The following is a 21,408-nucleotide window of genomic DNA, read 5'->3' on the forward strand; positions in this document are numbered from 1 at the left end:
GGGGGGGGGGCGGCCCCCCCCCCCCCCCCCCCCGGGGGGGGGGGGGGGCCCCCCCCGGGGCGGGGGGGGGGGGGGCCCCAGGCCGAGCGCTGCACTCCCACCCCGTCTCCCTCGCCTTGCTGCGCAAGGCGCGCTCGCCGACCCTCCCCACAAGGGGGAGGGTAAGTCAGCCGGTCCCCTGCTCGTCCACGCCTGGCCGGATCGGGTGGCGAAGGCGCGTGGCGAGCGTGGCCGTTTCGTGCTGGCCAACGGCTCCGGCGCCATGCTCGACGCCGGCGATCCGCTGGCGGGCGAGCCGTTTCTGGTCGTCGCCGACTTGCAGGGCAAGGCACAGAATGCGCGCATCACGGCGGCGGCGGCGATCGGCGAGGACGATGTCCGCGCTGCGCTGGCGGACAGGATCGAGGTCCGCCGTGAAACGAGCTTCGACCGCGACAAGCGCGCCGTGCGCGTCCGCGAAACAGTGCGCCTTGGCGCCATCACGCTTGCCGAGCGCATGCTGCCGCCGCCAATCGGTGCTGACGCTGATCGCGCCGTCCTCGATGCGGTGCGCCAGCACGGGCTGTCGCTGCTGAATTGGAGCAAGGAGGCGCAAACGCTGCGCCAGCGGCTTGGCTGGCTGCATCGCGGCCTTGGCGCGCCCTGGCCCGACATGGCGGATGCCGCCCTCATCGAGCGCCTCGACGACTGGCTGCTGCCTTACCTCGCCGGCGCGGCATCGTTTGCCGCCATCGATGCGGGCGTTGTCTCGGCCGGACTGACCAGCCTCGTGCCGCATGATCTGCAGCGCAGGATCGATACGCTGGCGCCGACCCATTTCGATGCCCCGTCGGGCAGCCATGTGCCGATCCGCTATGACGGCGAATGGCCGGTGCTGGCGGTTCGCGTGCAGGAGCTGTTCGGCCTCGACCGCCATCCTTCGATCGCCAATGGCGCCGTGCCGCTGACGCTCGAACTCCTGTCGCCGGCGCACCGGCCAATCCAGACGACGCGCGACCTGCCCGGCTTCTGGCGCGGCTCCTGGGCCGATGTGCGCGCCGACATGCGCGGCCGCTATCCCAAGCATGTCTGGCCGGAAAACCCGCTGCTCGCCGCCGCCACCGCCCGCGCCAAACCGCGCGGGACCTAGCGTTCCTGGTCCTACGGCTGTAATTCATGGCCATGATCAACGTTTTGCGTTCGCCCGATTTCCAGCAGAGCCAGAGACTGCGCCTCAACACGCTGATCCGGTTGCGCTGGCTTGCCATTGTCGGTCAGAGCCTGACGGTGCTCGTCGTCGCCTATGGGCTGAAGTTTCCACTGCCGGTCAGCCTCTGCTTTGCCCTAATCGCCTGTTCGGCCTGGATGAACCTGTTTCTCGCCTTTCGCTTTCCGGCGGCGCACCGGCTCACGCCGCTTGCGGCCTTCGGCATCCTCATCTTCGACAGCCTGCAGCTTGCCGGCCTGCTCTACATGACCGGCGGCCTCACCAACCCGTTCTCGCTGCTGATGACCGTGCCTGTCGTCATTTCGGCGACATCGCTGCCCCTGCGCCTGACCGCCATCCTCGGTGGGCTGGTCATGTCGGCGGCGACCTTTCTGGTCTTTGTCCATCTGCCGCTGCCCTGGCATGAGGACGCGCCGCTGGCGATGCCTTTTCTCTATGTCGCCGGCATGTGGATGGCGGTGCTGTCCTCGATCGCCTTCACCGCCATATACGCCTTCCGGGTGGCCGCCGAAGCCCGGCTTCTTGCCAATGCGCTCGCCGCAACCGAGCTCGTGCTGCAGCGCGAGCAGCACCTTTCGGCACTCGACGGGCTGGCCGCCGCGGCCGCGCACGAGCTCGGCACGCCGCTCGCCACCATCGCGCTTGTCGCCAAGGAGATGGAAAAGGCGCTCGGCAAGGATCCGAAATACGGGGAAGACGTGACGCTGTTGCGTTCGCAGAGCGAGCGTTGCCGCGAGATTCTCAAGCGGCTGACCAGCCTGTCCTCCGAGGGCGAGGCGCATCTTTCGCGGTTGCCATTGACTTCGCTGGTCGAGGAGGTCACCGCGCCGCACCGGGACTTCGGCATCTCGATCAAGCTTCGGCCCGGCGAACGCATCGGCCCCGAGCCGGTCGGGCGACGCAATCCGGGCGTCATCTACGGCCTCGGCAACTTGGTCGAGAACGCCGTCGATTTTGCCCGCAAAAGCGTCACCGTGCGCTGGAGCTGGGACGAGGCCACCGTCACCTTCTCGATCATCGATGACGGCCCCGGCTTTCCGGCCGAGATCATCGACCGCATCGGCGAGCCCTATATGTCGACGCGCCAGGGCAATGAAACCGGCGGCGGTCTGGGCCTCGGCCTGTTCATCGCCAAGACCCTGCTCGAACGCTCTGGTGCCGTGCTCGATTTCCGCAATTCGAGCGGCCTGGGCGAGGGCGCCATGGTCCAGATATCGTGGCCGCGTGGTGTGTTCCTCAATCCGGAAATCACTTCGGCCAGCATGTTCGACACCGCCTGAGAGCCTTGAAGGACCTCTAAAAATTGGACAAGGAGGCTCAGGAACTATATTTGCGTAAAATTAAGGCAGCAGGAATTTTGAGACTATGACAGGCGACGAGAATATTGGCGCAATGGTTGAAGGCGAGGACACCTCGCTGCTTGTCGTCGATGACGACAAGCCGTTCCTCACGCGTCTGGCCCGCGCCATGGAAGCTAGAGGCTTCGTGGTCGAGACGGCCGAGAGCGTCGAGGAGGCGGTTGCCAAGGCGCGCGCCAATCCACCCGCCTACGCCGTGGTCGACATGCGGCTCGGCGACGGCAACGGCCTCGACGTGGTCGCGGCCATCCGCGAAAAGCGCGAGGATTCCCGCACCATCATCCTGACCGGCTACGGCAACATCGCCACCGCGGTGACCGCGGTGAAGCTCGGTGCGGTCGATTATCTCTCCAAGCCCGCCGACGCCGATGATATCTTCGCGGCACTCACCCGCACCGCCGGCGAGCGCGCGGCGCCGCCGGAAAACCCGATGTCAGCCGACCGCGTTCGATGGGAGCATATCCAGCGCGTCTATGAGATGTGCGAGCGCAACGTCTCCGAGACAGCGCGCCGGCTCAACATGCACCGACGCACCTTGCAGCGCATACTGGCCAAGCGGGCGCCGCGTTAAGGCCGCCGTTTGCCATCTTGCGGGATCGAAGCCCGCCAAAACAGACGGCATGACGGAGGCGACATGCAGGACTTGAAGCATCGGCCGGTTTCCGTCTTCCGCGAATTCCTCGATAGTGAAGCGGCTGGCGGCATCATCCTGATGGTGGCGGCGGCACTGGCCCTGATCGTCGCCAATTCGCCGCTCGCCGAAACCTATTTCTCCGCGCTCCACGCCTATCTCGGCCCGCTCAGCGTCTCGCATTGGGTCAATGACGGGCTGATGGCGGTGTTCTTCCTGCTCGTCGGACTGGAGATCAAGCGCGAGATGCTGGACGGCCAGCTCTCCACCTGGCCCCGGCGCGTGCTGCCCGGCATTGCAGCCGCCGGCGGCATGGTGGTTCCCGCACTCGTCTATGTGGCCGTCAACCGCAACAATGCGGCCGCCCTGTCCGGTTGGGCGATCCCGACCGCCACCGACATCGCTTTCGCGCTCGGCGTGCTGTCGCTGCTCGGCAGCCGCGTGCCGGCTTCGCTGAAGGTGTTCCTCACAGCACTGGCGATCATCGACGACCTCGGTGCCGTCATCATCATCGCCATCTTCTACACCAGCGGCCTGTCGCTGGCTTATCTGGGTGCTGCCTTCGCCGTCATTGCCGCGCTTGTCGTGCTCAACCGCATGCGGGTGATGACGCTGGTTCCCTATCTCGTGCTCGGCGTCATCTTGTGGATGCTGGTGCTGAAATCCGGCGTCCATGCCACGCTCGCCGGCGTGGCGCTGGCGCTGACCATCCCGCTTGAGCGCTCCGCCGGCATCGGCCACGATCTCGACCATTCGCCGCTGCACCGGCTCGAGCACGGCCTGCACAAGATTGTGGCCTTCGTCGTCATCCCGATCTTCGGCTTTGCCAATGCCGGCGTTTCGCTGGCCGGCCTCAGCGTCAGTGCGCTGATCGAGCCGTTGACGCTGGGTGTCGCCGCCGGCCTGGTGGTTGGCAAGCTGGTCGGCGTGTTCGGCTCCTCGGCACTTGCGATCCGGCTCGGTCTTGCCGACCTGCCCGCCAATGCCGGCTGGACGCACATGATCGGCATATCGCTGCTGTGCGGCATCGGCTTCACCATGAGCCTGTTCATCGGCCTGCTCGCCTTCGCCGGCGACGTGGCGCTGCAGGACGCGGTCAAGGTCGGCATCCTCGCCGGCTCCTTCATCGCCGCCATTCTGGGTGCTGCCGTGCTGCTCATGGCGCCCGCCAAGGGTGGCGTGGAGGACGATGAAGAGCAGAGCCGGTCATAGACTGAAGGACGGGCCGTTACTCGCTCTCACCCTCCAGCGCCGGCACCGACACGCCGGCAAGCTCTGCCGCCAGCAGCCGCGAAGCGCCGGCCCGCGCGACCCGCAGCATCAGCGCCTTGCGCGTTGCCGCTGCCATGCGGTGCTCGGGCGCATCGCGCAGGATCTCGGCGCCATAGCCGTCGGAAAGGATGAAGCCGCATTCCTGCGGAAAGATTTCCGAGGGCACGCCGGGATGGGTGGCGAAGAAGAAGCGGTCGGAATGCAGCCGGTAGTCGGGCCATTTGCGGTCGACCCTGAAATCCTCGATCGAGGATTTGATCTCGATTATCCAGATATCGCCCTGCCGGGTCAGCGCGACGAGGTCGGCGCGGCGGCCCGTGGCCAGCGACAGCTCGGGCAACACATGTGCGCCCATATCCATGAGCAGCCGCTGTACGCCGCGCCGCACCAGCATGGCGCGTTCGGACTGGCGGCCGTCGATGAGAGGATTGATGGGGATGGGGGAGATGATCGGCATGCCAGGCACCATGCCAGATTCTGTTCACGGTTTGAACCTGTTTTATGTGGGCGCTTTCAGGTAATCGTCGGGCTTCCACTCTTTCATCGCGGGCTACTTCCGCGCGATCCATTCCGCTAAACCGGGCTCAATGTCGTCGCTATCCGTATACTCCCGGATCAAAAGCTCGGCCTCGGCCCGCCATTTGTCCTCTGGAATGTTCTTCTGGATGACGATTTTTATGAACGCGCTGCGCAAAATATCGCAGTCAAAAGCCGATACCGAGCTATCGAACTGAGACATGGCCAACCTCCCATCCATAAGGGCGGGAGCTTAGCGTTACTCTCAATCACCGGTGCGCCGTTAACCCGTAGCCGGTGACCTTGGGATTTTAATACGCTGTGAGGTGGCTTCAATAAGGATTCACTGTACATTTTTAACCAAGCGGCTGGGCCTCAATTGCCGGCCAATTCGCGCGCTCTAGCTCCCGGCAGGCGGCAACCCCTCAAAGAAGCCGCAGTGGCCGGCGCGGATCATCATTCATCCGGCAACCTGCGCCGGCCATTTTGGCGTTAGGCCTGTCAAATATATAACCGCCTTTATGTAGGCGATCGTGTAGTTGTCGGACCTCAACGAACGCCCGTTTTGGACAGCAGGTTTAAAACCAGCACTCCAGCCAAGATCAGGCCCATGCCGACAAAACCTGCCACGTCGGGCCGTTGCCCGTAGACAATCCAAGCGACCAGCGCGACCAGAACAATGCCGCCGCCCGCCCATACTGCATAGGCAACGCCGACCGGTATGCGGTCCAGCACCTGGGACAGAAAGAAAAACGCCGTGGCGTAACCGAGCAGCACCAACATCGACGGGCCAAGCCTGGTGAAGCCTTCCGAGGCCTTATCGCGCTGGTCGCGATGACCTCACCGACAATAGCCAGGGCAAGAATGGCATAAGCTGGCATTCGATGAACCTCCAGTGGCGGGAGGCATCTAATGATCAGAACGCTACGATGGCGTCACGTTCACTTTCCCGTGATCGTGCCTCGCCGCGAGCGGCGCAGAGTCTCGTCGATTGCAAGGGCGCGCGCCTGTCCGATGAGGCCCACCCAGCTACACTCCGGGCTGCGTCGCTCCTGTTAATTAGCTAGAGCGAATATAAGTGAAAGGTGATATTTTCGAAGCAGCCGGGGCTCCCCCAATACACCCCGCTCCGGTCAGGCCCGGTGGCGGTCCACCCAAAGGAAGGCTACCGGGCCGATCCCTGCAACCAACCGGTGACCCGTTCGTTGACCCATGCCGGGTTGATCCCCCGGCACTCCAGGACCTGCCCGCTGCCGAGGGGCGGCGGGCCTTTTTTACCGATTGGGTTCAAGCCTGCAGCGATAGCGAAGGCGCCGGACTCCGGGACCTTCGCGTTGCAGGTCTCGTCAGAAGTGGATCCAGAAGGATCTGCGGAAACACCTGCGGCGCCAGGAACCGTGGCGCCAATAGCGACGGCAAACCCGCCTCCACCCGCGTCGACGACGGCGGCGGTGCCACCTGCGGTGCCGCACGAACTCGACGCCGTCCTGGACATCGGGACCATCCGGGTCGAGAATGTCGTCGGACGGTTTGTCGAGCTCATCGAGAATGCCCGGCCCCGTATTGGGGATGCCGGCCAAGGCGGTGGCAGGACGCGCGATTGCGACGACGGTCGCAGCCCCTGCCAGCCCAAGCATTCTAGTCAGAAACAATCGCCGATCCATGCCAATCTCCATCGTTGATCATTGCAACAAGGGAAGACATAGCGCGTCAGATTGACGCGCCCAGATGCCGAAGAAAATTGGATCAATCGCTCTGCTGTGCCGGCGGTGGGCCTATTTAGCGATCTCTGACAATCCACGCGGCCAAATGCGCCTGTTCCCGGGGATCATTCCTCCGACAAGCCGGTCGCCGTTGCGTCCGTTTCGATGCTCACCGGCACGCCCTGGCGCAGGGAGTTGCTGACCGTGGAAATCGCCGCGGCCCTTGTGATGATCTCCGCCGGGTCGGAGCCGTCCAGCGTCGTGCAGGAAACCGTCATGGTTGACGAAGTCGCGAGCAAAGGCTTGCCTTCGAGGTTCAGCGTCACGGTCACGGCGATCTTGTTGAGCGTTATGCCCATTTCCTCGGCAACGTAGCGAAGGTCGTTGCAGAAGCAGCCGCCGATCGCCAGGGCGAGCAGCTGGCCGCCATTGAAGCCCAGGCCCATGCCGCCGGCCTTGCCTTCGGGCCGGTCGACGATGATCGTGTGGCCGCCGGCCCAGCCCATGGCCGCCTGCGTGCCCCCCATATTGCGCAGTTCGACGCTCATCGAGACCATTTGTGGACGTCCTCCCGGCAGGAGTCGACCAGGCGTCGGGCCTCGTCGACGTAGGGTCATTATGCAGCCGCAGAGGTGCCCCTGTCGCTGAGCAACGCCGCTCCCGCCATGTCATCAAGGATCGGACAATCCGGCCTTTCGTCGCCGTGGCAGGCATGGATCAGTTTCTGCAGCGTCGAGCGCATCGACTGCAACTCGCGCACTTTCTCCTCGATCGCCGTGACATGGGCGGCGGCGATTTCGCGCACGTTGTGGCTGGCGCGGCTGCGATCCTGGTAAAGCGCCATCAACTGGCGGCAATCGTCGATGGAAAAGCCCAGATTGCGCGCGCGGCGCAGGAAGGCCAGCCGATGGATGTCGTCTCCGGAATAATCGCGGTAGCCGTTGGCGGCCCGCGCCGGGGCGATCAGGCCGATCTCTTCATAGTAGCGGATAGTCTTGGCCGGCAGGCCGGAGCGGTGGGCGGCGTCACCGACATTCATGACGGTTCTCCTCGATTTCCAGGAGCCCATGGAGCAGGCCCCTTGAATTTGCTTCACAATCCTGTGAGTCCTGTTGCCAAAATGCCATAGTGATACGCTTACCGGTACGTCAAGGCAGGCATATAGGCATCGCGCGCTTGGCAAGCAAAGCAAATGCCAGCATGAATGACGATGAGAGAGCGGCCGACTCGTGCCGCCGAAGTTGGGCGGGGCACCGGATCACCTGATGCGCATGAAGTCGTTTGCAATCATCGCCGCACTGGCGCTCTCCACTGCTATCGCCGGTTGCAGCACCATCGGCTCGCAGATCTTCTCCAACGACTACGGCGCGGTCACCGACGCCGGTTATCAGCTGCCGCGGATCCCGATCGAGAAAGTGCCGATGAAGTACCATCGGCAGGAAGTGAACTACGACAGCCCGGAAAAGCCGGGCACGATCATAGTCGATACGCAGAACAAGTTCCTCTACTTCATCGAGGGCGACGGCAGGGCCATTCGCTACGGCATCGGCGTCGGCCGCGAGGGCTTCGAGTGGCATGGCACCGCCCACATTGCGCTCAAGCGCGAATGGCCGACCTGGACACCGCCGAGGCAGATGATCCAGCGCCAGCCGGAATTGGAAAAGTTTGCCGGCGGCATGGAGCCGGGCCTGAAGAACCCGCTCGGCGCGCGCGCCATGTACCTGTTCAACAAGGGCGGCGATTCGGGCTATCGCCTGCATGGCAGCCCGGAATGGAATTCGATCGGCAAGGCTATGTCGTCTGGCTGCATCCGCCTAATGAATCAGGACATTATCGACCTCTATGACCGCGCCTCGGTCGGCGCCAAGGTCATCGTTCTCTAGAGGCAGTTTTCGTACGCGGACCGTCTAGGCAACAACGGACGTCCCAAGCAGAAAACCGGGCAATTCGGCCCGGTTTTTTGTTGTTTGCTCTCTAATGCCTCGAGAAGGAGGTCTCTACGAGACCTGCTCGACCTGCTGCACTTCCGGCACGAAATGGCGCAGAAGGTTCTGGATGCCGTGCTTCAGCGTCGCCGTCGAGGACGGGCAGCCGGCGCAGGCGCCCTTCATGTGCAGGAACACCGTGCCGTTCTCGAAGCCGCGGAAGGTGATGTCGCCTCCATCCTGGGCGACCGCCGGGCGCACCCGTGTATCGAGCAGTTCCTTGATGGTGATGACCAGCTCCTCGTCGGCCTTGTCGTAGAACTCACCGGTCTGGCTGGTCTCTGCGGCCGGGCCAGCCTTGGCCATGACAGGCGCGCCGGACATGAAATGCTCCATGATGGCGCCGAGGATCGCCGGCTTCAGATGCTGCCAGTCGGGGCCATCCTTGGTCACGGTGATGAAGTCATAGCCGAAGAAAACGCCGGTGACGCCAGGAATTTCGAACAGCCGGCCGGCCAGCGGCGAGGCGACGGCGGCGCTGTCGGCATCGCGGAAATCGGCGGTGCCTTCCAGAAGCACTTCCTTGCCGGGCAGGAATTTCAGCGTCGCCGGGTTTGGCGTCGATTCGGTCTGGATGAACATGGCCGTCTCCGTGCCCGTTTGGGCATCTAGTTTGGAACAATTCTAAATAGGCTCAATTGGATGGACATTCAAGCGAAACGCATCGCCGGAACGGCTGGCTGGCGGAATGTTTTTTCGCGCCCAAAATCGGAGCGGCATCACCTGAAGAGCAAAATCTCAGGCCAGGCTGTCTATTTCCTCGTCCGACAGGTTCTGCGGCACGACAGTCACCGGGATCGGGAAGGCGGCACCCTTGCCGGCCACGGCGCCGACCAGCGGCCCCGGGCCTTCCTTGCCCGCACCGGCGGCCAGCACCAGGATGGCGATGTCCTGGTCTTCCTCGATCAATTTGTGGATCTCTTCCGTCGGCTTGCCTTCGCGCACCACCATCTCGGGCTCGATGCCGAGCTTCTGGCGCACCTTGTTGGCATAGCTGTCGAGTGCGGCGCGCGCCGTGGCGTTGGCTTCCTCGCGCATGATCTTCTCGACACCCAGCCAATGCTGGAAATCGTCCGGCACGATGACATAGAGCAGCACCAGCGTGCCGCTGGTGCTCTGCGCCCGTTTCGAGGCATAGGCGACGGCGCGCTCGCATTCCGGCGTGTCGTCGATGATCGTCAGGAATTTCCTGCGATGGCCGGCTTCGCGGCTGAGGCGTTTGGAGACCATGTCTATCTACTCGGTGTCGTGCGGCCGCAATCTGCCACTGCGGGGGACCGGCGGCAAGCCGCCGGCCTTGTGCCAGTGCACCCGATGTCGCGATCAGCCCTGCAGCAGGCCGATAATGTCGCGCACCGTCTTCATCGTCGCTTCGGCCAGCACGCCGGCGCGCTCGCCGCCATCCTTGAGCACCGCGTCGACATAGGCGCGGTCATCCGAAATGCGGCGCATCTCGCTGGCGATCGGCGCCAGTTTTTCCACTGCAAGATCGGCCAAGGCCGGCTTGAACACGGAAAACTGCTGGCCGGCGAATTCCTTGAGTACATCCGCCTTCGACATCTCGGCGAGACCCGCATAGATGCCGACCAGGTTCTCCGCCTCGGGCCGGCCGGCCAGGCCGTCCAGCTCGCTCGGCAACGCTTCCGGGTCGGTTTTGGCCTTGCGAATCTTCTTCGAGATGTCATCGGCATCGTCGGTCAGGTTGATGCGCGACAAATCCGACGGGTCCGATTTGGACATTTTCTTGGAGCCGTCGCGCAGCGACATGATGCGCGCCGCCGGCCCACCGATGACCGGCTCGGTCAGCGGGAAATAGCCGTTCACGGTCTCTTCGCCGACCTGCATCTCGACGCCGATGCCAAGGGCCGCGATGCGGTCGGAGAAGTCGTTGTTGAATTTCTGCGCGATGTCGCGTGTGAGTTCCAGATGCTGCTTTTGGTCCTCGCCCACCGGCACGTGGGTGGCACGGTAGAGCAGGATGTCGGCAGCCATCAGCGAAGGATAGGCTAGCAGGCCGAGCGACGCGTTCTCGCGGTCCTTGCCGGCCTTGTCCTTGAACTGCGTCATGCGGTTCATCCAGCCGATGCGCGCCACGCAATTGAAGATCCAGGCGAGCTCCGCATGCTGCATGACCCGCGACTGATTGAAGACGATGTGCTTCTTCGGGTCGATGCCCGAGGCCAGGAACGCAGCGGTGATCGACCGCGTCTGGTCGGCTAGGTCTTCATGAACGAGTTGAGCTGTCAGCGAATGCAGGTCGACGACGCAATAGATGCAATCGGAGGTGTCCTGCAGGGCGACGAATTTCTTGATGGCGCCGAGATAGTTGCCGAGGTGCAGATTGCCGGTCGGCTGGACACCGGAAAAGACGAGTGGCTTGAAGGCGGTCATGATTGTCCTCATGGCTTGTGGAGGGCCGTATAAGTGTGATTCCGAAAAGTTGCAGACTTTTCGGAGCCAATCACGCGGCTGGAAACCGCGCGCGGCGAAAGTCTTGCGACGGCGCGCTTATGGACGAGAGCGGTGAGAGGATCAAGAGGCCATTGGGCCTTGGAGCAGACTACAAGGAACAGAGACAAGAAACCGGGAGTGTCTCAGTTTGAAATTTGAAATATGCAAAAGCACCTATATGCTTCGCGGAAAGCAGGGGCCGGAGACTTGGCGCGAGTTTGGAAGATTGTACGCCACGGGGCGCCCGATCAATGGGAGGATTCCATCCCAGAGAAGTCGCTGGCCGAAGGGCAATTAGTCGTGCTTCTATCGCGGCTAGCCGCGAGCCATCTGCCACCCGTCGCCACGACCCCATTGCCACGAAACGCTCCGCGCTTCACTACGTCGCTCACTGTCAAAAACGACCGCTTTGGCAACAAGCACTTCATCATGTACGCGAGCGGCAGCCGGGTGCATTACATAGCGACCTTGGAGGAGACGCCTTGAATGCCCACCGGATCTGAAGGTCAGAAGCGCCCCGCCGGCGTGGTCGGTATGCAAGAGGCACTGCAGCGCAGGCGCAGCCGCGAGACGCCGCTGGAGACCGCGGCACGGCTTCGGGCCGAACTCGGAATTGAACTGAGGGGGCAGGCGCGCAACACCTTGCCACCCTCCGTCTACGACGAATTGTCTGGAGAAGACTAATGTTTGTCGAAGCAGCCGCTATCGTCGCAATGAGGGGTGGGACATTGCAATAAATTCCGGCTCACGGATCTGGAGACTGTTCCCTAGTCGGCGGCGATCCTTTCCGTCCGACATTGCGCCGGATCATCCCGAAATCGGCGCCGCCGGTGGCAAACGCGGTGATGAAATAAAGCAGCGCCCCACCGGCAACCAGCGACAGCAGCGTCGCCGCCTTGACCACCAGCGGCGAGCCCGGCCCAAGCCTGATGGCGAACCAGTGTTCGGCAAAATAGAGCGCAGCGCCCATCACCACGGCGGACAGCACCAGACGTGGAATGCGCTTCATCAGCGGTACGTCGCGGCCCCAATGGCCGCGCCGGATCAAGACGCCGAGCAGCATCACCGCGTTGACCCAGCCGGCGACGGCCGAGGCCACCGCAATGCCGGGCGCCCCCATCCGTGGAAACAGCGTCAGCGCCGTGGTGACGTTCACCGCCACCGAGATGGCGGCAAAGATCATCGGCGTGCGCGTGTCCTCGCGGGCGAAATAGCCTGGGGTGAACGCCTTGATCAGCACGAAGGCCGGCAGGCCGAGGCCGAAGATCGCCAGGATCGCCGCCACCGTCGGCGTCGATCCGTTGGCGGCGAACGCGCCGCGCTCATAGACCAGCCGCACGATCGGCTCAGACATCACCCAGAGTGCCGCGGCTGCCGGCAAGGTCAGGAACAGCGTGAACTCGACCGAGCGGTTCTGCAGATTGGCCGCCTCGATCAGATTGCCCGACTTCAGCGCCCGCGACAGTTCGGGCAACAGCACGATCGCCACCGCAACACCGACCACGCCGAGCGGCAACTGGTAGATGCGGTCGGCATAGGCGAGCGAGGACACCGCGCTGTTCTGTGCCGAGGCGATCGCCGTGCCGATCAGCTGGTTGATCTGGGTGATGCCGCCGGTGATGGCCGCCGGCAGCGCCAGGATCAGCAGCCGCTTGACCGCGGGCGTCATTTTCGGCCGGCGGAAGCCGATCGAGATGCCGGCGTGGCGCACCGCCACCCAGACGATCGCCAGTTGCACCAGTCCGGCGGCAAGCACGCCCCAGGACAGCCCGTAGCCGACGGTGAGGGCATCCGAGCCCTTGTACCAGGCATAGGCGAGCACGCCGATCAGGATGATGTTGAGGAACACCGGGGCCACCGCGGCGGCGAAATAGCGGCGCAGCGAATTCAGCATGCCCGCCATCATCGCGCCCAGCGACATGCAGATCAGATAGGGAAACATGATCGTTGCCAGCGTCACCGTGGTGTCGAACTTCCCCGGCGTGCCGGCAAAACCCGGCGCCACCAGATAGCGCACGATCAGCGGCATCGACAGTTCCATGATGATCGTCAGCGCCAGCAGCGCCGTGAACAGCACGCCGAACACTTCCTCGGAAAAGCGCTTGGCGCCTTCGGTACCGTGGGTCTCGATCTCCTTGGCGAACAGCGGCACGAAGGCGGCGTTGAAGGCCCCCTCGGCAAACAGCCGGCGAAAGGTGTTGGGAAACTGGAAAGCGGCGTTGAAGGCATCGGCAACCGGTCCGGTACCGAGTGCAGCAGCCATCAGCATCTCGCGGCCGAAACCGAGCGCGCGGCTCATCAGCGTGCCGGAAGCGACCGTTGCGAATTTCTTGACGAGGCTCATGCTTTTGGGAACTGCCTGCGCAATTGGGACAAAGTGATGGTCGTTGTCACTCGGCCGCCGCCCTGGGCTTGCCGCCGCGTTCGGGCACGATGCCTTCGAGCGTTGCCATCAGCCGATTGCGGATGGTGGCGATGCGGGCCGGGCTATCTATCTTCTGGCCAGTGAGATCGGTGACATAGAAAGTGTCGATGACCTTTTCGCCGAAGGTGGTGATGTGGGCCGATGCGATGTCGAGCGACAGGTCGGAAAGCGTTCCGGTGATCTCCGACAGCAGTCCCGGCCGGTCGAGGCCCTCGACCTCGATGACCGAAAAACGGTTCGACAGCGTGTTGCGGATTTCGGCACGCGGTGGGATCTTGAACACCTTGGAGCCGCGCCGCGGCTTGGTGCGCTTCTCGATCATTTCCGGCAGCCAGCTCTTGCCCGACAGCACGTCCTCGATCAGCCGGCCGACACGTTCGGCGCGCCGGCGCTCGTCCTCGTCGCGATCGAATTCTCTGCTGATCAGGATCGTGTCGAGCGCGCGGCCATCCGACGTCGTGAAGATCTGCGCGTCGACAATGTTGCCGCCGGCTCCGGCGCAAGCCCCGGCGATGACAGAGAGCAGGCGGGGGTGGTCCTGCGCCAGCACGGTGATTTCGGTCACCGCCTCGAACTGGTGGGTCTTGACCATGGTGGCAAGCTTGTTGCCTGACACGTCCGCTTCGCGGATGAACTCGGCATGGCGCAACTGGTCTGCGAGATCGACGGTCAAAAGGTAATTCTCGTAGTGTTGGCCGACATAGCGCTTGCGGGCCTTGTCCGGCCAGTCGGCAAGCGCCTCGGCCAGGCGCTCGCGCGCCGCCGCCGTGCGCTGCGCGCGCGACACTTCCGAAAACCCGCCGGTCAGCAGCAATTCGGTCTCGTAGTAGAGCGTGCGCAGCAGCTGGCCCTTCCAGCCGTTCCAGACACCGGGTCCGACGCCCCTGATGTCGCAGACGGTGAGGATCAAAAGCAGCTTCAGCCGCTCGACCGACTGCACGATCGCGGCAAAATCCTCGATGGTCTTGCGGTCGTTGAGGTCGCGGGTCTGCGCCGTCATCGACATCACGAGGTGGTTCTCGACCAGCCAGGCCACGGTTTCGGTATCGGCAGGCGACAGCCCCATATGCGGGCAGATCCGACGGGCGATCCTGGCCCCCGCCTCGGAATGGTCCTCCGGCCTGCCCTTGGCGATGTCGTGCAGCAGTACGGCGACATAGAGCGCTTCGCGGCTCTTCTTCAGGCTCGGCATCAGCGTGTGCGAGAGGGGGTGGACCTTTTCGCCGTCGCCGCGCTCGATCTCGGCCAGCACGCCGATGCAGCGGATCAGATGCTCGTCCACCGTGTAGTGGTGGTACATCGAGAACTGCATCATGGCGACGATCTTGCCGAAATCCGGGATCAGCTTGCCGAGCAGTCCGGCTTCGTTCATGCGACGCAGATTGAGTTCGGCATTGCGATCCGAGGTCAATATGTCGAGGAACAGCCGGTTGGCCTCCTCGTCGCGCCGCAGCGACTTGTTGACCAGGCCGAGCGAACGGGTCAGCAGCTTGAGCGCGTCAGGGTGGAATTCCAGACCGTGCTTGTCGGCGAACCAGAACAGCCTGAGCAGATTGACCGGATCGCGCTCGAACACCTGGTCGTCGGCGATGTTGATGCGGTGGTTGTCGACAATGAAATCGGAGGTGCCGGCCAGCTTGCGTTTGCGCCTGGAGAAAGTCAGGAAGATGCGGTTGAAGCCAGGAACGTGCTTGGCCTGCTCCTCCTCGAGCGCCGCGCAGAAGATGCGGGTCAGGTCGCCGACGTCCTTGGCAACGAGGAAGTAGTGCTTCATGAAGCGCTCGACCGCCGACAGGCCGGGGTGTGTGGTGTAGCCGAGCCGTTCGGCGATCTCGCGCTGGATGTCGAAATGCAACCGCTCTTCGGCCTTGCCGGTGAGGAAATGCATGTGGCAGCGTACCGCCCACAGGAAATCCTCCGCCTTCTGGAACTCGCGGTATTCGCCCTCGGTGAAGACGCCCTTGTCGACCAGTTCCTCGCCGGTACGCACCCGATAGAAATATTTGCCGATCCAGAACAGCGTCTGCAGGTCGCGCAGGCCGCCCTTGCCGTCCTTGACGTTGGGCTCGACCAGATAGCGGCTTTCGCCGGCCTTGGCATGGCGGTCATCGCGTTCGGCAAGCTTGGCCTGGACATATTCGGGGCCGGTCGTGCGCACCACCTCATGATCGAACCGCAGCATCAGTTCATCATAGAGCTTTTCCTCGCCCCACAGGAAACGTGCTTCGAGGATCGAGGTGCGAATGGTGACATCGGTGCGCGACAGGCGCAGGCATTCGTCGATGTTACGGGTGGCGTGGCCGACCTTCAGCCCCAGGTCCCACAGCATGTAGAGCATGTATTCGACTGTCTGTTCGCCCCACGGCGTCTGCTTGTAGGGCAGCAGGAACAGAAGGTCGATGTCGGATCCGGGCGCCAGCGTTCCACGGCCGTAGCCGCCGACAGCGACGACGGCCATGCGCTCCGCCGAGGACGGGTTCTTGACCCGGTAGACATGGGTGACGGCGAAATCGTAAAGCGCCCGGATGATCTCGTCCATGAGATGCGACAGCCGCGCCGCGCAGGCGCTGCCGCCGCCATCGTCCATCAGCATTCGTTCGGCAATGGCGCGCCCTTCCGCCAGTCGTCCCTTGAGCAGTTGGAGCACGCCATTGCGCGCGGCCTGCCCTGAGCCATCATCCGCCGTGGCCGCGGTCAGCGCGGTCATCTCGCGGCGCAAGGCTTCGCCGTCGATCAATTCGTCGAGCTTCAGGGAGATTCTTGCCATATATCCAGTCGGCCTTGCCGTTCGGCGGCGTCTATAGCGCGTTTTCGTGGCGCTGGGTATGGGGCGTTGAAAGCCGGTTCAAGACCCGGTTGAGCTTTGGCTCGGATAAGTAAATGGAATAACCATTCTCCGCTTCAGTCGACAGAAATCGACAATGCGCTTGCCTATCCGCCGAGCCTCGGCTTTGACCTTCGCTATGGCTGTCTTTCTGCGTTTCCCGGTCCCGGCGGCGCACTGGATATCCCGCTTTTCCCTGAGCAGGCTTGGCAATTGGAGCGCCCTGTCGCCAAGGAACTGATCTTGCGCGCAGAGCGCAGGAACAAGCTGATAGATTGTCTCGCCTCGCAAAACCGAAAACTCGGGGTTGAAGACAAGGTCGTCGACAGCGATGCCGATCTCCTCGGTGGCCTTGATCAGGTCGAGCGCGGTTTGCCTGGAGATGATGTAGCCGGCGGTTCCTATATGTCCAGCGTCGAGTTTGGATGTGGAAAAGCCGTGACCGATGTCAATGCGCTTGCGTCGGATCACGGTCTTGCAAAAATAGCTTTCGAGCTTGACGACTTCGGCATCGGCTGGAATCCAGTTGCTGTCGCGAAGCAATGCGCCGGCTTTCGCGGCAAAGACGATGTCGTCCTCGAAGATTGCCCCGTAGCGAGCGTCGCCTTGCGCTATGGCGGCCCAGCAGGCCCGGTGACTGAGCAGGCAGGCGATCTCGCCGTCAGTCAATGGCAGCCTGTTCCGATATCCGACATTTTGCGGCAGCTGGTCCAGGTCCGGCCGATCCCGTGCGTCGATGGCCTGAACGCGTTCGAACGGGACGCCGATGCGGGCAAACTCCGCCGTCACACGGGCAAGGCGATCGGGAGACCGATCGAGATTGATGACCAGACGCTTCATTGCCAAAGAAAATCTCACCCCCGGGACGCTCGCTCTCTAGCAGGCGTGGTGTTGCCGCGTGAGACTTTTTCTGGGGGAGGATGGACGCGCCGTGGACCGGAGAAGAAAAGTCGAAACAGCCCTTGACCTTCCAGTTACTGGAAGCCCTATCTCCACGTCACACGCCGATAAATCAAGGCATTTTCGAATGACGCATTCCGATCACGATCATCACGCGCATAGTAGCTGCTGCTCGACAAAAGGCGCCGTGCCCACCACGAAGAGCGTCGTCCGCGATCCGGTCTGCGGCATGACTGTCGATCCGGTCGCCGGCAAGCCGACGACCGAGCATGATGGCCATCCCTATCATTTCTGCAGCCAGGGCTGCCGCACGAAATTCGTCGCCGAGCCGGAAAAATTCCTGACGGCCACCGATCCGGTCTGCGGTATGAGCGTCGATCGCGCGACAGCCAGGCACTTTGCCCGCCACGAAGGCCAGGGCTTTTACTTCTGCTCGGCCGCCTGCCAGGCGAAATTCGAGGCGGAGCCGCAAAAATATCTCGGCGACAGGCCGGCACCGCAGCCGATGCCCAAAGGCACGCAATACACCTGCCCGATGCATCCCGAAATCATCCGCGACAAGCCAGGATCCTGCCCGATCTGTGGCATGGCGCTGGAGCCGATGGGCGTGCCGACGGGCGATGAAGGGCCAAATCCCGAGCTGGTCGATTTCACCAGGCGGTTTTGGGTGAGCGCTGTCCTTTCGGTCCCCCTTCTGATCATCGCAATGGCGCCCATGATCGGCTTGATGTTTGAAGGCCTGGTCGAGGACCGGACAAAGGTCTGGATCGAACTGGTCCTGGCAAGTCCGGTGGTGCTTTGGGCCGCCTTTCCCTTCTTCCACCGCGGCTGGGACTCGCTGGTCAACCGCAGCCCCAACATGTGGACGCTGATCTCGCTCGGCGTTGGCGCTGCCTATCTCTACAGCGTCGTCGCCACGCTGTTTCCGGACATTTTCCCGCATCAGTTCCGCGGCCATGGCGGTGCGGTGCCCGTCTATTTCGAGGCTGCCGCCGTCATCGTTGCGCTGGTCTTCCTTGGTCAGGTGCTGGAGCTGCGCGCCCGTGAAAAGACCGGTTCGGCGATCCGCGCCTTGCTCGATCTGGCGCCGAAGACCGCGCGGCTGATTGCCGCCGATGGTTCCGAAAACGACGTGCCCCTCGACGCCGTCAAGGCCGGCGATCGCCTGCGCATACGCCCCGGTGACGCCGTGCCGGTCGATGGCACGGTGCTGGAAGGGCGGTCCTCGATCGACGAATCGATGATCACGGGCGAGCCGTTGCCGGTCGAGAAGGTCGAGGGCGATGCGCTGACCGGCGGCACGCTCAACAAGAATGGTGCGCTGATCATGCGCGCTGAGAAGGTTGGCGCCGAGACGACGCTGGCGCGCATCGTCGAGCTAGTCGCCAAGGCGCAGCGCTCGCGCGCCCCGATTCAAGGGTTGGCCGATCGCGTTTCTTTCTACTTTGTCCCGGCCGTCGTCCTTGTCGCTATTGTCGCTTTCACCGCCTGGGCCGTGTTTGGACCCGAGCCCAGCCTGATCTTTGCCATCGTCTCGGCGGTGTCGGTGCTGATTATCGCTTGCCCCTGTGCGCTCGGCCTTGCCACGCCGATGTCGATCATGACCGCCACCGGGCGCGGAGCGCATGCCGGTGTGCTGATCAAGGAGGCCGCAGCACTCGAACGCTTCGCTTCCGTCGACACGCTGATCGTCGACAAGACGGGGACGCTGACCGAAGGCCGGCCGAAGCTGACCGATGTCGTTGCGGCAAACGGTTTTTCCGAGGAGGAATTGCTGGCGCTTGCCGCCGGTCTGGAGAAGGGGTCGGAGCATCCGCTGGCTGAAGCCATCGTCGACGGCGCCGCTACGCGCGGCGTGACAGTTGCCGAGGCCAGCGCCTTCGAGGCGGTCACCGGCAAGGGCGTGTCCGGTTCGGTCTCGGGAAAGACGGTCGCGCTCGGCAATGCCGCGATGATGGCCGACCTTGGCGTCGACATCGCATCCATCTCGGCCAAGGCCGAGGCGTTGCAACTCGAAGGCAAGACGGCGATGTTCGTCGCTGTCGACAAAAAACTGGCCGGCATCGTCGCCGTCGCCGACCCTATCAAGGCAACGACGGCCGAGGCGATCAAGGCGCTGCATGAAAGCGGCTTGCGGATCATCATGGCAACCGGCGACAATGAACGCACGGCCAACGCGATCGCCAGAAGCCTCGGCATCGACGAGGTCCGCGCCGGCCTGCTGCCGGAACAGAAGGCAGCCCTTGTCGAGGAACTGCGCGCAAAAGGCGCCGGCGTTGCCATGGCCGGGGACGGCGTCAACGACGCACCGGCCCTTGCCGCCGCCGATGTCGGCATCGCCATGGGCACCGGCGCCGATGTCGCCGTCGAAAGCGCCGGTATCACTCTGGTCAAGGGCGACCTCAACGGTATCGTGCGCGCCCGCACGCTGGCGCAGGCGACGATCCGCAACATCCGTCAGAATCTGTTCTTCGCCTTCCTCTACAATGTGCTGGGCGTGCCGGTCGCCGCCGGCGTGCTCTATCCGCTCACCGGCACGCTTCTGTCGCCGATGCTGGCGGCCGCGGCGATGAGTCTGTCTTCGGTGTCGGTGATCGCAAACGCATTGCGGCTGAGAACATTGAAACTCTGATCCAAGCCCCCAAATACGAAACCACTCAACAGGAGACCATGAATGACCTTGGCCAAAAAACTCGTGCTGCTGCTGATGGCGGCCGGAATGCTGGTTGCCGTCTTCCTCGAAAGCGTTCCGGCGCAGAGTGAGGAAATGAAACACGACATGGGCGCTATGGCGGCGGATGCGACCAGCCCTTCGACCGAAGGCTACAAGGCGGCGATGGACAAGATGCATGCCGACATGATGGCGTCCGACTATACCGGCAATGCCGACGTCGATTTCGTCAGAGGCATGATCCCGCACCATCAGGGTGCGATCGACATGGCCAAGGTCGAACTTGCCAATGGCAAGGACCCGGAAATCCGCAAGCTCGCCGAAGGCGTCATCGCCGCGCAGGAAGCCGAGATCAAGCAGATGCAGGCCTGGCTCGCCGCCCATCCGGTGAAGTAAGTCTTCAGCCATAGCCAGCGCGGCGAGAACGCCTCTGGATTTCTCGTCCAGCCTATGATGCGATCCAGCCCCAACTGGAGCCCGCCATGCCATCGACCATCAGAACCACCAAACTGCCCTCTGGCGAAGCAGTTCAGGTGCTTGGCCAGGGCACATGGAAGATGGGCGAGAATAACAATCGCCGCACCTCTGAGGTCAACGCCCTCAAGCTCGGCCTCGACCTCGGCATCACACTGATCGACACCGCCGAAATGTATGCCAGCGGCGGCGCCGAGGAGGTGGTGGCCGAAGCCATTGCCGGGCGCCGCGACGAGACCTTCCTGGTTTCGAAAGTTCTGCCATCAAATGCTTCGCGCGCGGGCGTGCAGCGCGCCTGCGAAAACAGCCTGAAACGCCTGCGCACCGACCGCATCGATCTCTATCTGCTGCATTGGCCCGGCAGCGTGCCATTGACGGAAACCGTCGCGGCCTTCGAGGCCCTGAAAAAGGCCGGCAAGATCCGCCACTGGGGCGTCAGCAATTTCGACACCGACGAGATGGAAGAGCTGACCTCCTTGCCCGATGGCGGCAGTGTCCAGGCCAACCAGGTGCTCTACAATCTGGTCCGGCGTGGCCTCGAATTCGACCTGGCGCGTTGGAGCCGGCAGCGCAACATTCCCTTGATGGCCTATTCGCCGGTCGAGCAGGGCGCGCTGGCGCGCAATGCCAGGCTCGACGCCGTCGCCGCCCGCCACAACGCCACGGCCGCCCAGATCGCCTTGGCCTGGGTGATGCATCAGGCCGGCGTCATCGCCATTCCGAAGGCCAGCAGCCAGGAGCACGTCCGCCAGAATGTCGCCGCGCTCGACATCAAGCTTACGCCTCAGGACATCGCCGATCTCGACCGTGGCTTTCCGCCACCGACGCGCAAACGCGGGCTGGAGATGATTTAGGCGCGCAGATAGCGAAGGCCCGTTCCGTCACACCCCCCTCTGTCCTGCCGGACATCTCCCCCGCAAGGGGGTGTTTGGACCGGAGACATCGCGAACAGGTGTGCGAGGACATCGCGAACAGTTTTGTCACTTATCGT

The 21,408-nt window shown here is 63.4% G+C and carries 19 protein-coding genes and 1 pseudogene; 9 read left to right on the plus strand and 11 right to left on the minus strand.

All coding sequences use genetic code 11. The features are described from left to right. The 4 genes from NKI99_RS32280 to nhaA all read left to right on the plus strand — a co-directional run. The coding region (locus tag NKI99_RS32280; protein ID WP_502905568.1) for an ATP-dependent helicase C-terminal domain-containing protein at positions 1-1,129 on the plus strand (1,129 nt) is incomplete at its 5' end. A 26-nt stretch (positions 1,130-1,155) separates the two neighbouring features. Continuing rightward, positions 1,156-2,487: an ActS/PrrB/RegB family redox-sensitive histidine kinase gene (locus tag NKI99_RS32285; RefSeq protein WP_128302879.1), complete on the plus strand. Its 1,332-nt coding sequence runs from the start codon at positions 1,156-1,158 to the stop codon at positions 2,485-2,487. Between the two features lie 85 nt (positions 2,488-2,572). Continuing rightward, complete coding sequence (locus tag NKI99_RS32290) at positions 2,573-3,136, plus strand: ActR/PrrA/RegA family redox response regulator transcription factor (RefSeq protein ID WP_013528072.1); 564 nt, start codon at positions 2,573-2,575, stop codon at positions 3,134-3,136. A 63-nt stretch (positions 3,137-3,199) separates the two neighbouring features. Further along, positions 3,200-4,408 carry a Na+/H+ antiporter NhaA gene (nhaA, locus tag NKI99_RS32295; RefSeq protein WP_352613501.1) on the plus strand — a complete coding sequence of 403 codons (1,209 nt, stop codon included), beginning with the start codon at positions 3,200-3,202 and terminating at the stop codon, positions 4,406-4,408. A 16-nt stretch (positions 4,409-4,424) separates the two neighbouring features. Here the strand turns inward: nhaA and NKI99_RS32300 are convergent, their stop codons facing one another. The 5 genes and pseudogenes from NKI99_RS32300 to cueR all read right to left on the minus strand — a co-directional run bounded on the left by NKI99_RS32300 (position 4,425) and on the right by cueR (position 7,726). Then, positions 4,425-4,925, minus strand: a complete 501-nt coding sequence (locus tag NKI99_RS32300) for an MmcB family DNA repair protein (protein ID WP_023811626.1) — start codon at positions 4,923-4,925, stop codon at positions 4,425-4,427. 93 nt (positions 4,926-5,018) lie between these two features. After that, positions 5,019-5,207 (minus strand): hypothetical protein, encoded by a 189-nt coding sequence (locus NKI99_RS32305; RefSeq protein WP_127289952.1) that lies wholly within the window; start codon positions 5,205-5,207, stop codon positions 5,019-5,021. Positions 5,208-5,533: 326 nt separating this feature from the next. Beyond that, positions 5,534-5,865: pseudogene (locus tag NKI99_RS32310) on the minus strand (SMR family transporter). Between the two features lie 947 nt (positions 5,866-6,812). Further along, positions 6,813-7,244 (minus strand): OsmC family protein, encoded by a 432-nt coding sequence (locus NKI99_RS32315; RefSeq protein ID WP_352613503.1) that lies wholly within the window; start codon positions 7,242-7,244, stop codon positions 6,813-6,815. 59 nt (positions 7,245-7,303) lie between these two features. Continuing rightward, complete coding sequence (gene cueR / locus NKI99_RS32320) at positions 7,304-7,726, minus strand: Cu(I)-responsive transcriptional regulator (RefSeq protein WP_023811630.1); 423 nt, start codon at positions 7,724-7,726, stop codon at positions 7,304-7,306. Between the two features lie 226 nt (positions 7,727-7,952). Here cueR and NKI99_RS32325 point away from each other — a divergent pair, with 226 nt between their 5' ends. After that, complete coding sequence (locus NKI99_RS32325) at positions 7,953-8,570, plus strand: L,D-transpeptidase (RefSeq protein WP_013528066.1); 618 nt, start codon at positions 7,953-7,955, stop codon at positions 8,568-8,570. Between the two features lie 114 nt (positions 8,571-8,684). Here NKI99_RS32325 and NKI99_RS32330 read toward each other — a convergent pair whose 3' ends face one another. From NKI99_RS32330 to trpS, 3 genes are all read right to left on the minus strand, one after another. Next, entirely contained in the window at positions 8,685-9,254 is a 570-nt protein-coding gene (locus NKI99_RS32330; RefSeq protein ID WP_023811631.1) for a NifU family protein, read from the minus strand. A 156-nt stretch (positions 9,255-9,410) separates the two neighbouring features. Further along, on the minus strand, positions 9,411-9,902 hold the full coding sequence (locus NKI99_RS32335) for a universal stress protein (protein ID WP_013528063.1): 492 nt from the start codon (positions 9,900-9,902) through the stop codon (positions 9,411-9,413). Between the two features lie 93 nt (positions 9,903-9,995). Continuing rightward, positions 9,996-11,063, minus strand: coding sequence for a tryptophan--tRNA ligase (trpS, locus tag NKI99_RS32340; RefSeq protein WP_023811632.1), 1,068 nt, complete (start codon positions 11,061-11,063; stop codon positions 9,996-9,998). A gap of 546 nt (positions 11,064-11,609) precedes the next feature. Here trpS and NKI99_RS32345 point away from each other — a divergent pair. Beyond that, positions 11,610-11,807, plus strand: coding sequence for a hypothetical protein (locus NKI99_RS32345; RefSeq protein WP_050592693.1), 198 nt, complete (start codon positions 11,610-11,612; stop codon positions 11,805-11,807). 61 nt (positions 11,808-11,868) lie between these two features. On the opposite strand, the gene murJ is transcribed toward NKI99_RS32345, so the two are convergent. The 3 genes from murJ to NKI99_RS32360 form a co-directional block, all read right to left on the minus strand. Further along, the gene (gene murJ / locus NKI99_RS32350; RefSeq protein ID WP_023811635.1) at positions 11,869-13,467 is read right to left on the minus strand and encodes a murein biosynthesis integral membrane protein MurJ; all 1,599 of its coding nucleotides are present in this window, start codon (positions 13,465-13,467) and stop codon (positions 11,869-11,871) included. Between the two features lie 46 nt (positions 13,468-13,513). Continuing rightward, positions 13,514-16,315 carry a [protein-PII] uridylyltransferase gene (locus tag NKI99_RS32355; RefSeq protein WP_023811636.1) on the minus strand — a complete coding sequence of 934 codons (2,802 nt, stop codon included), beginning with the start codon at positions 16,313-16,315 and terminating at the stop codon, positions 13,514-13,516. A 78-nt stretch (positions 16,316-16,393) separates the two neighbouring features. Then, positions 16,394-17,212: a glycosyltransferase family 25 protein gene (locus tag NKI99_RS32360; protein ID WP_128302885.1), complete on the minus strand. Its 819-nt coding sequence runs from the start codon at positions 17,210-17,212 to the stop codon at positions 16,394-16,396. Positions 17,213-17,399: 187 nt separating this feature from the next. Here NKI99_RS32360 and NKI99_RS32365 point away from each other — a divergent pair, with 187 nt between their 5' ends. The 3 genes from NKI99_RS32365 to NKI99_RS32375 all read left to right on the plus strand — a co-directional run bounded on the left by NKI99_RS32365 (position 17,400) and on the right by NKI99_RS32375 (position 21,271). Then, a complete protein-coding gene (locus NKI99_RS32365) occupies positions 17,400-19,904 on the plus strand; it encodes a heavy metal translocating P-type ATPase (RefSeq protein WP_128302886.1) in 2,505 nt (834 codons plus the stop codon). 42 nt (positions 19,905-19,946) lie between these two features. Beyond that, on the plus strand, positions 19,947-20,339 hold the full coding sequence (gene copM, locus NKI99_RS32370) for a CopM family metallochaperone (protein ID WP_128302887.1): 393 nt from the start codon (positions 19,947-19,949) through the stop codon (positions 20,337-20,339). An 86-nt stretch (positions 20,340-20,425) separates the two neighbouring features. Beyond that, positions 20,426-21,271 (plus strand): aldo/keto reductase, encoded by an 846-nt coding sequence (locus NKI99_RS32375; RefSeq protein WP_128302888.1) that lies wholly within the window; start codon positions 20,426-20,428, stop codon positions 21,269-21,271. Positions 21,272-21,408 lie beyond the last annotated feature (137 nt).

The sequence above is a fragment of the Mesorhizobium sp. M0239 genome (assembly GCF_040321815.1).
Lineage (GTDB): Bacteria > Pseudomonadota > Alphaproteobacteria > Rhizobiales > Rhizobiaceae > Mesorhizobium.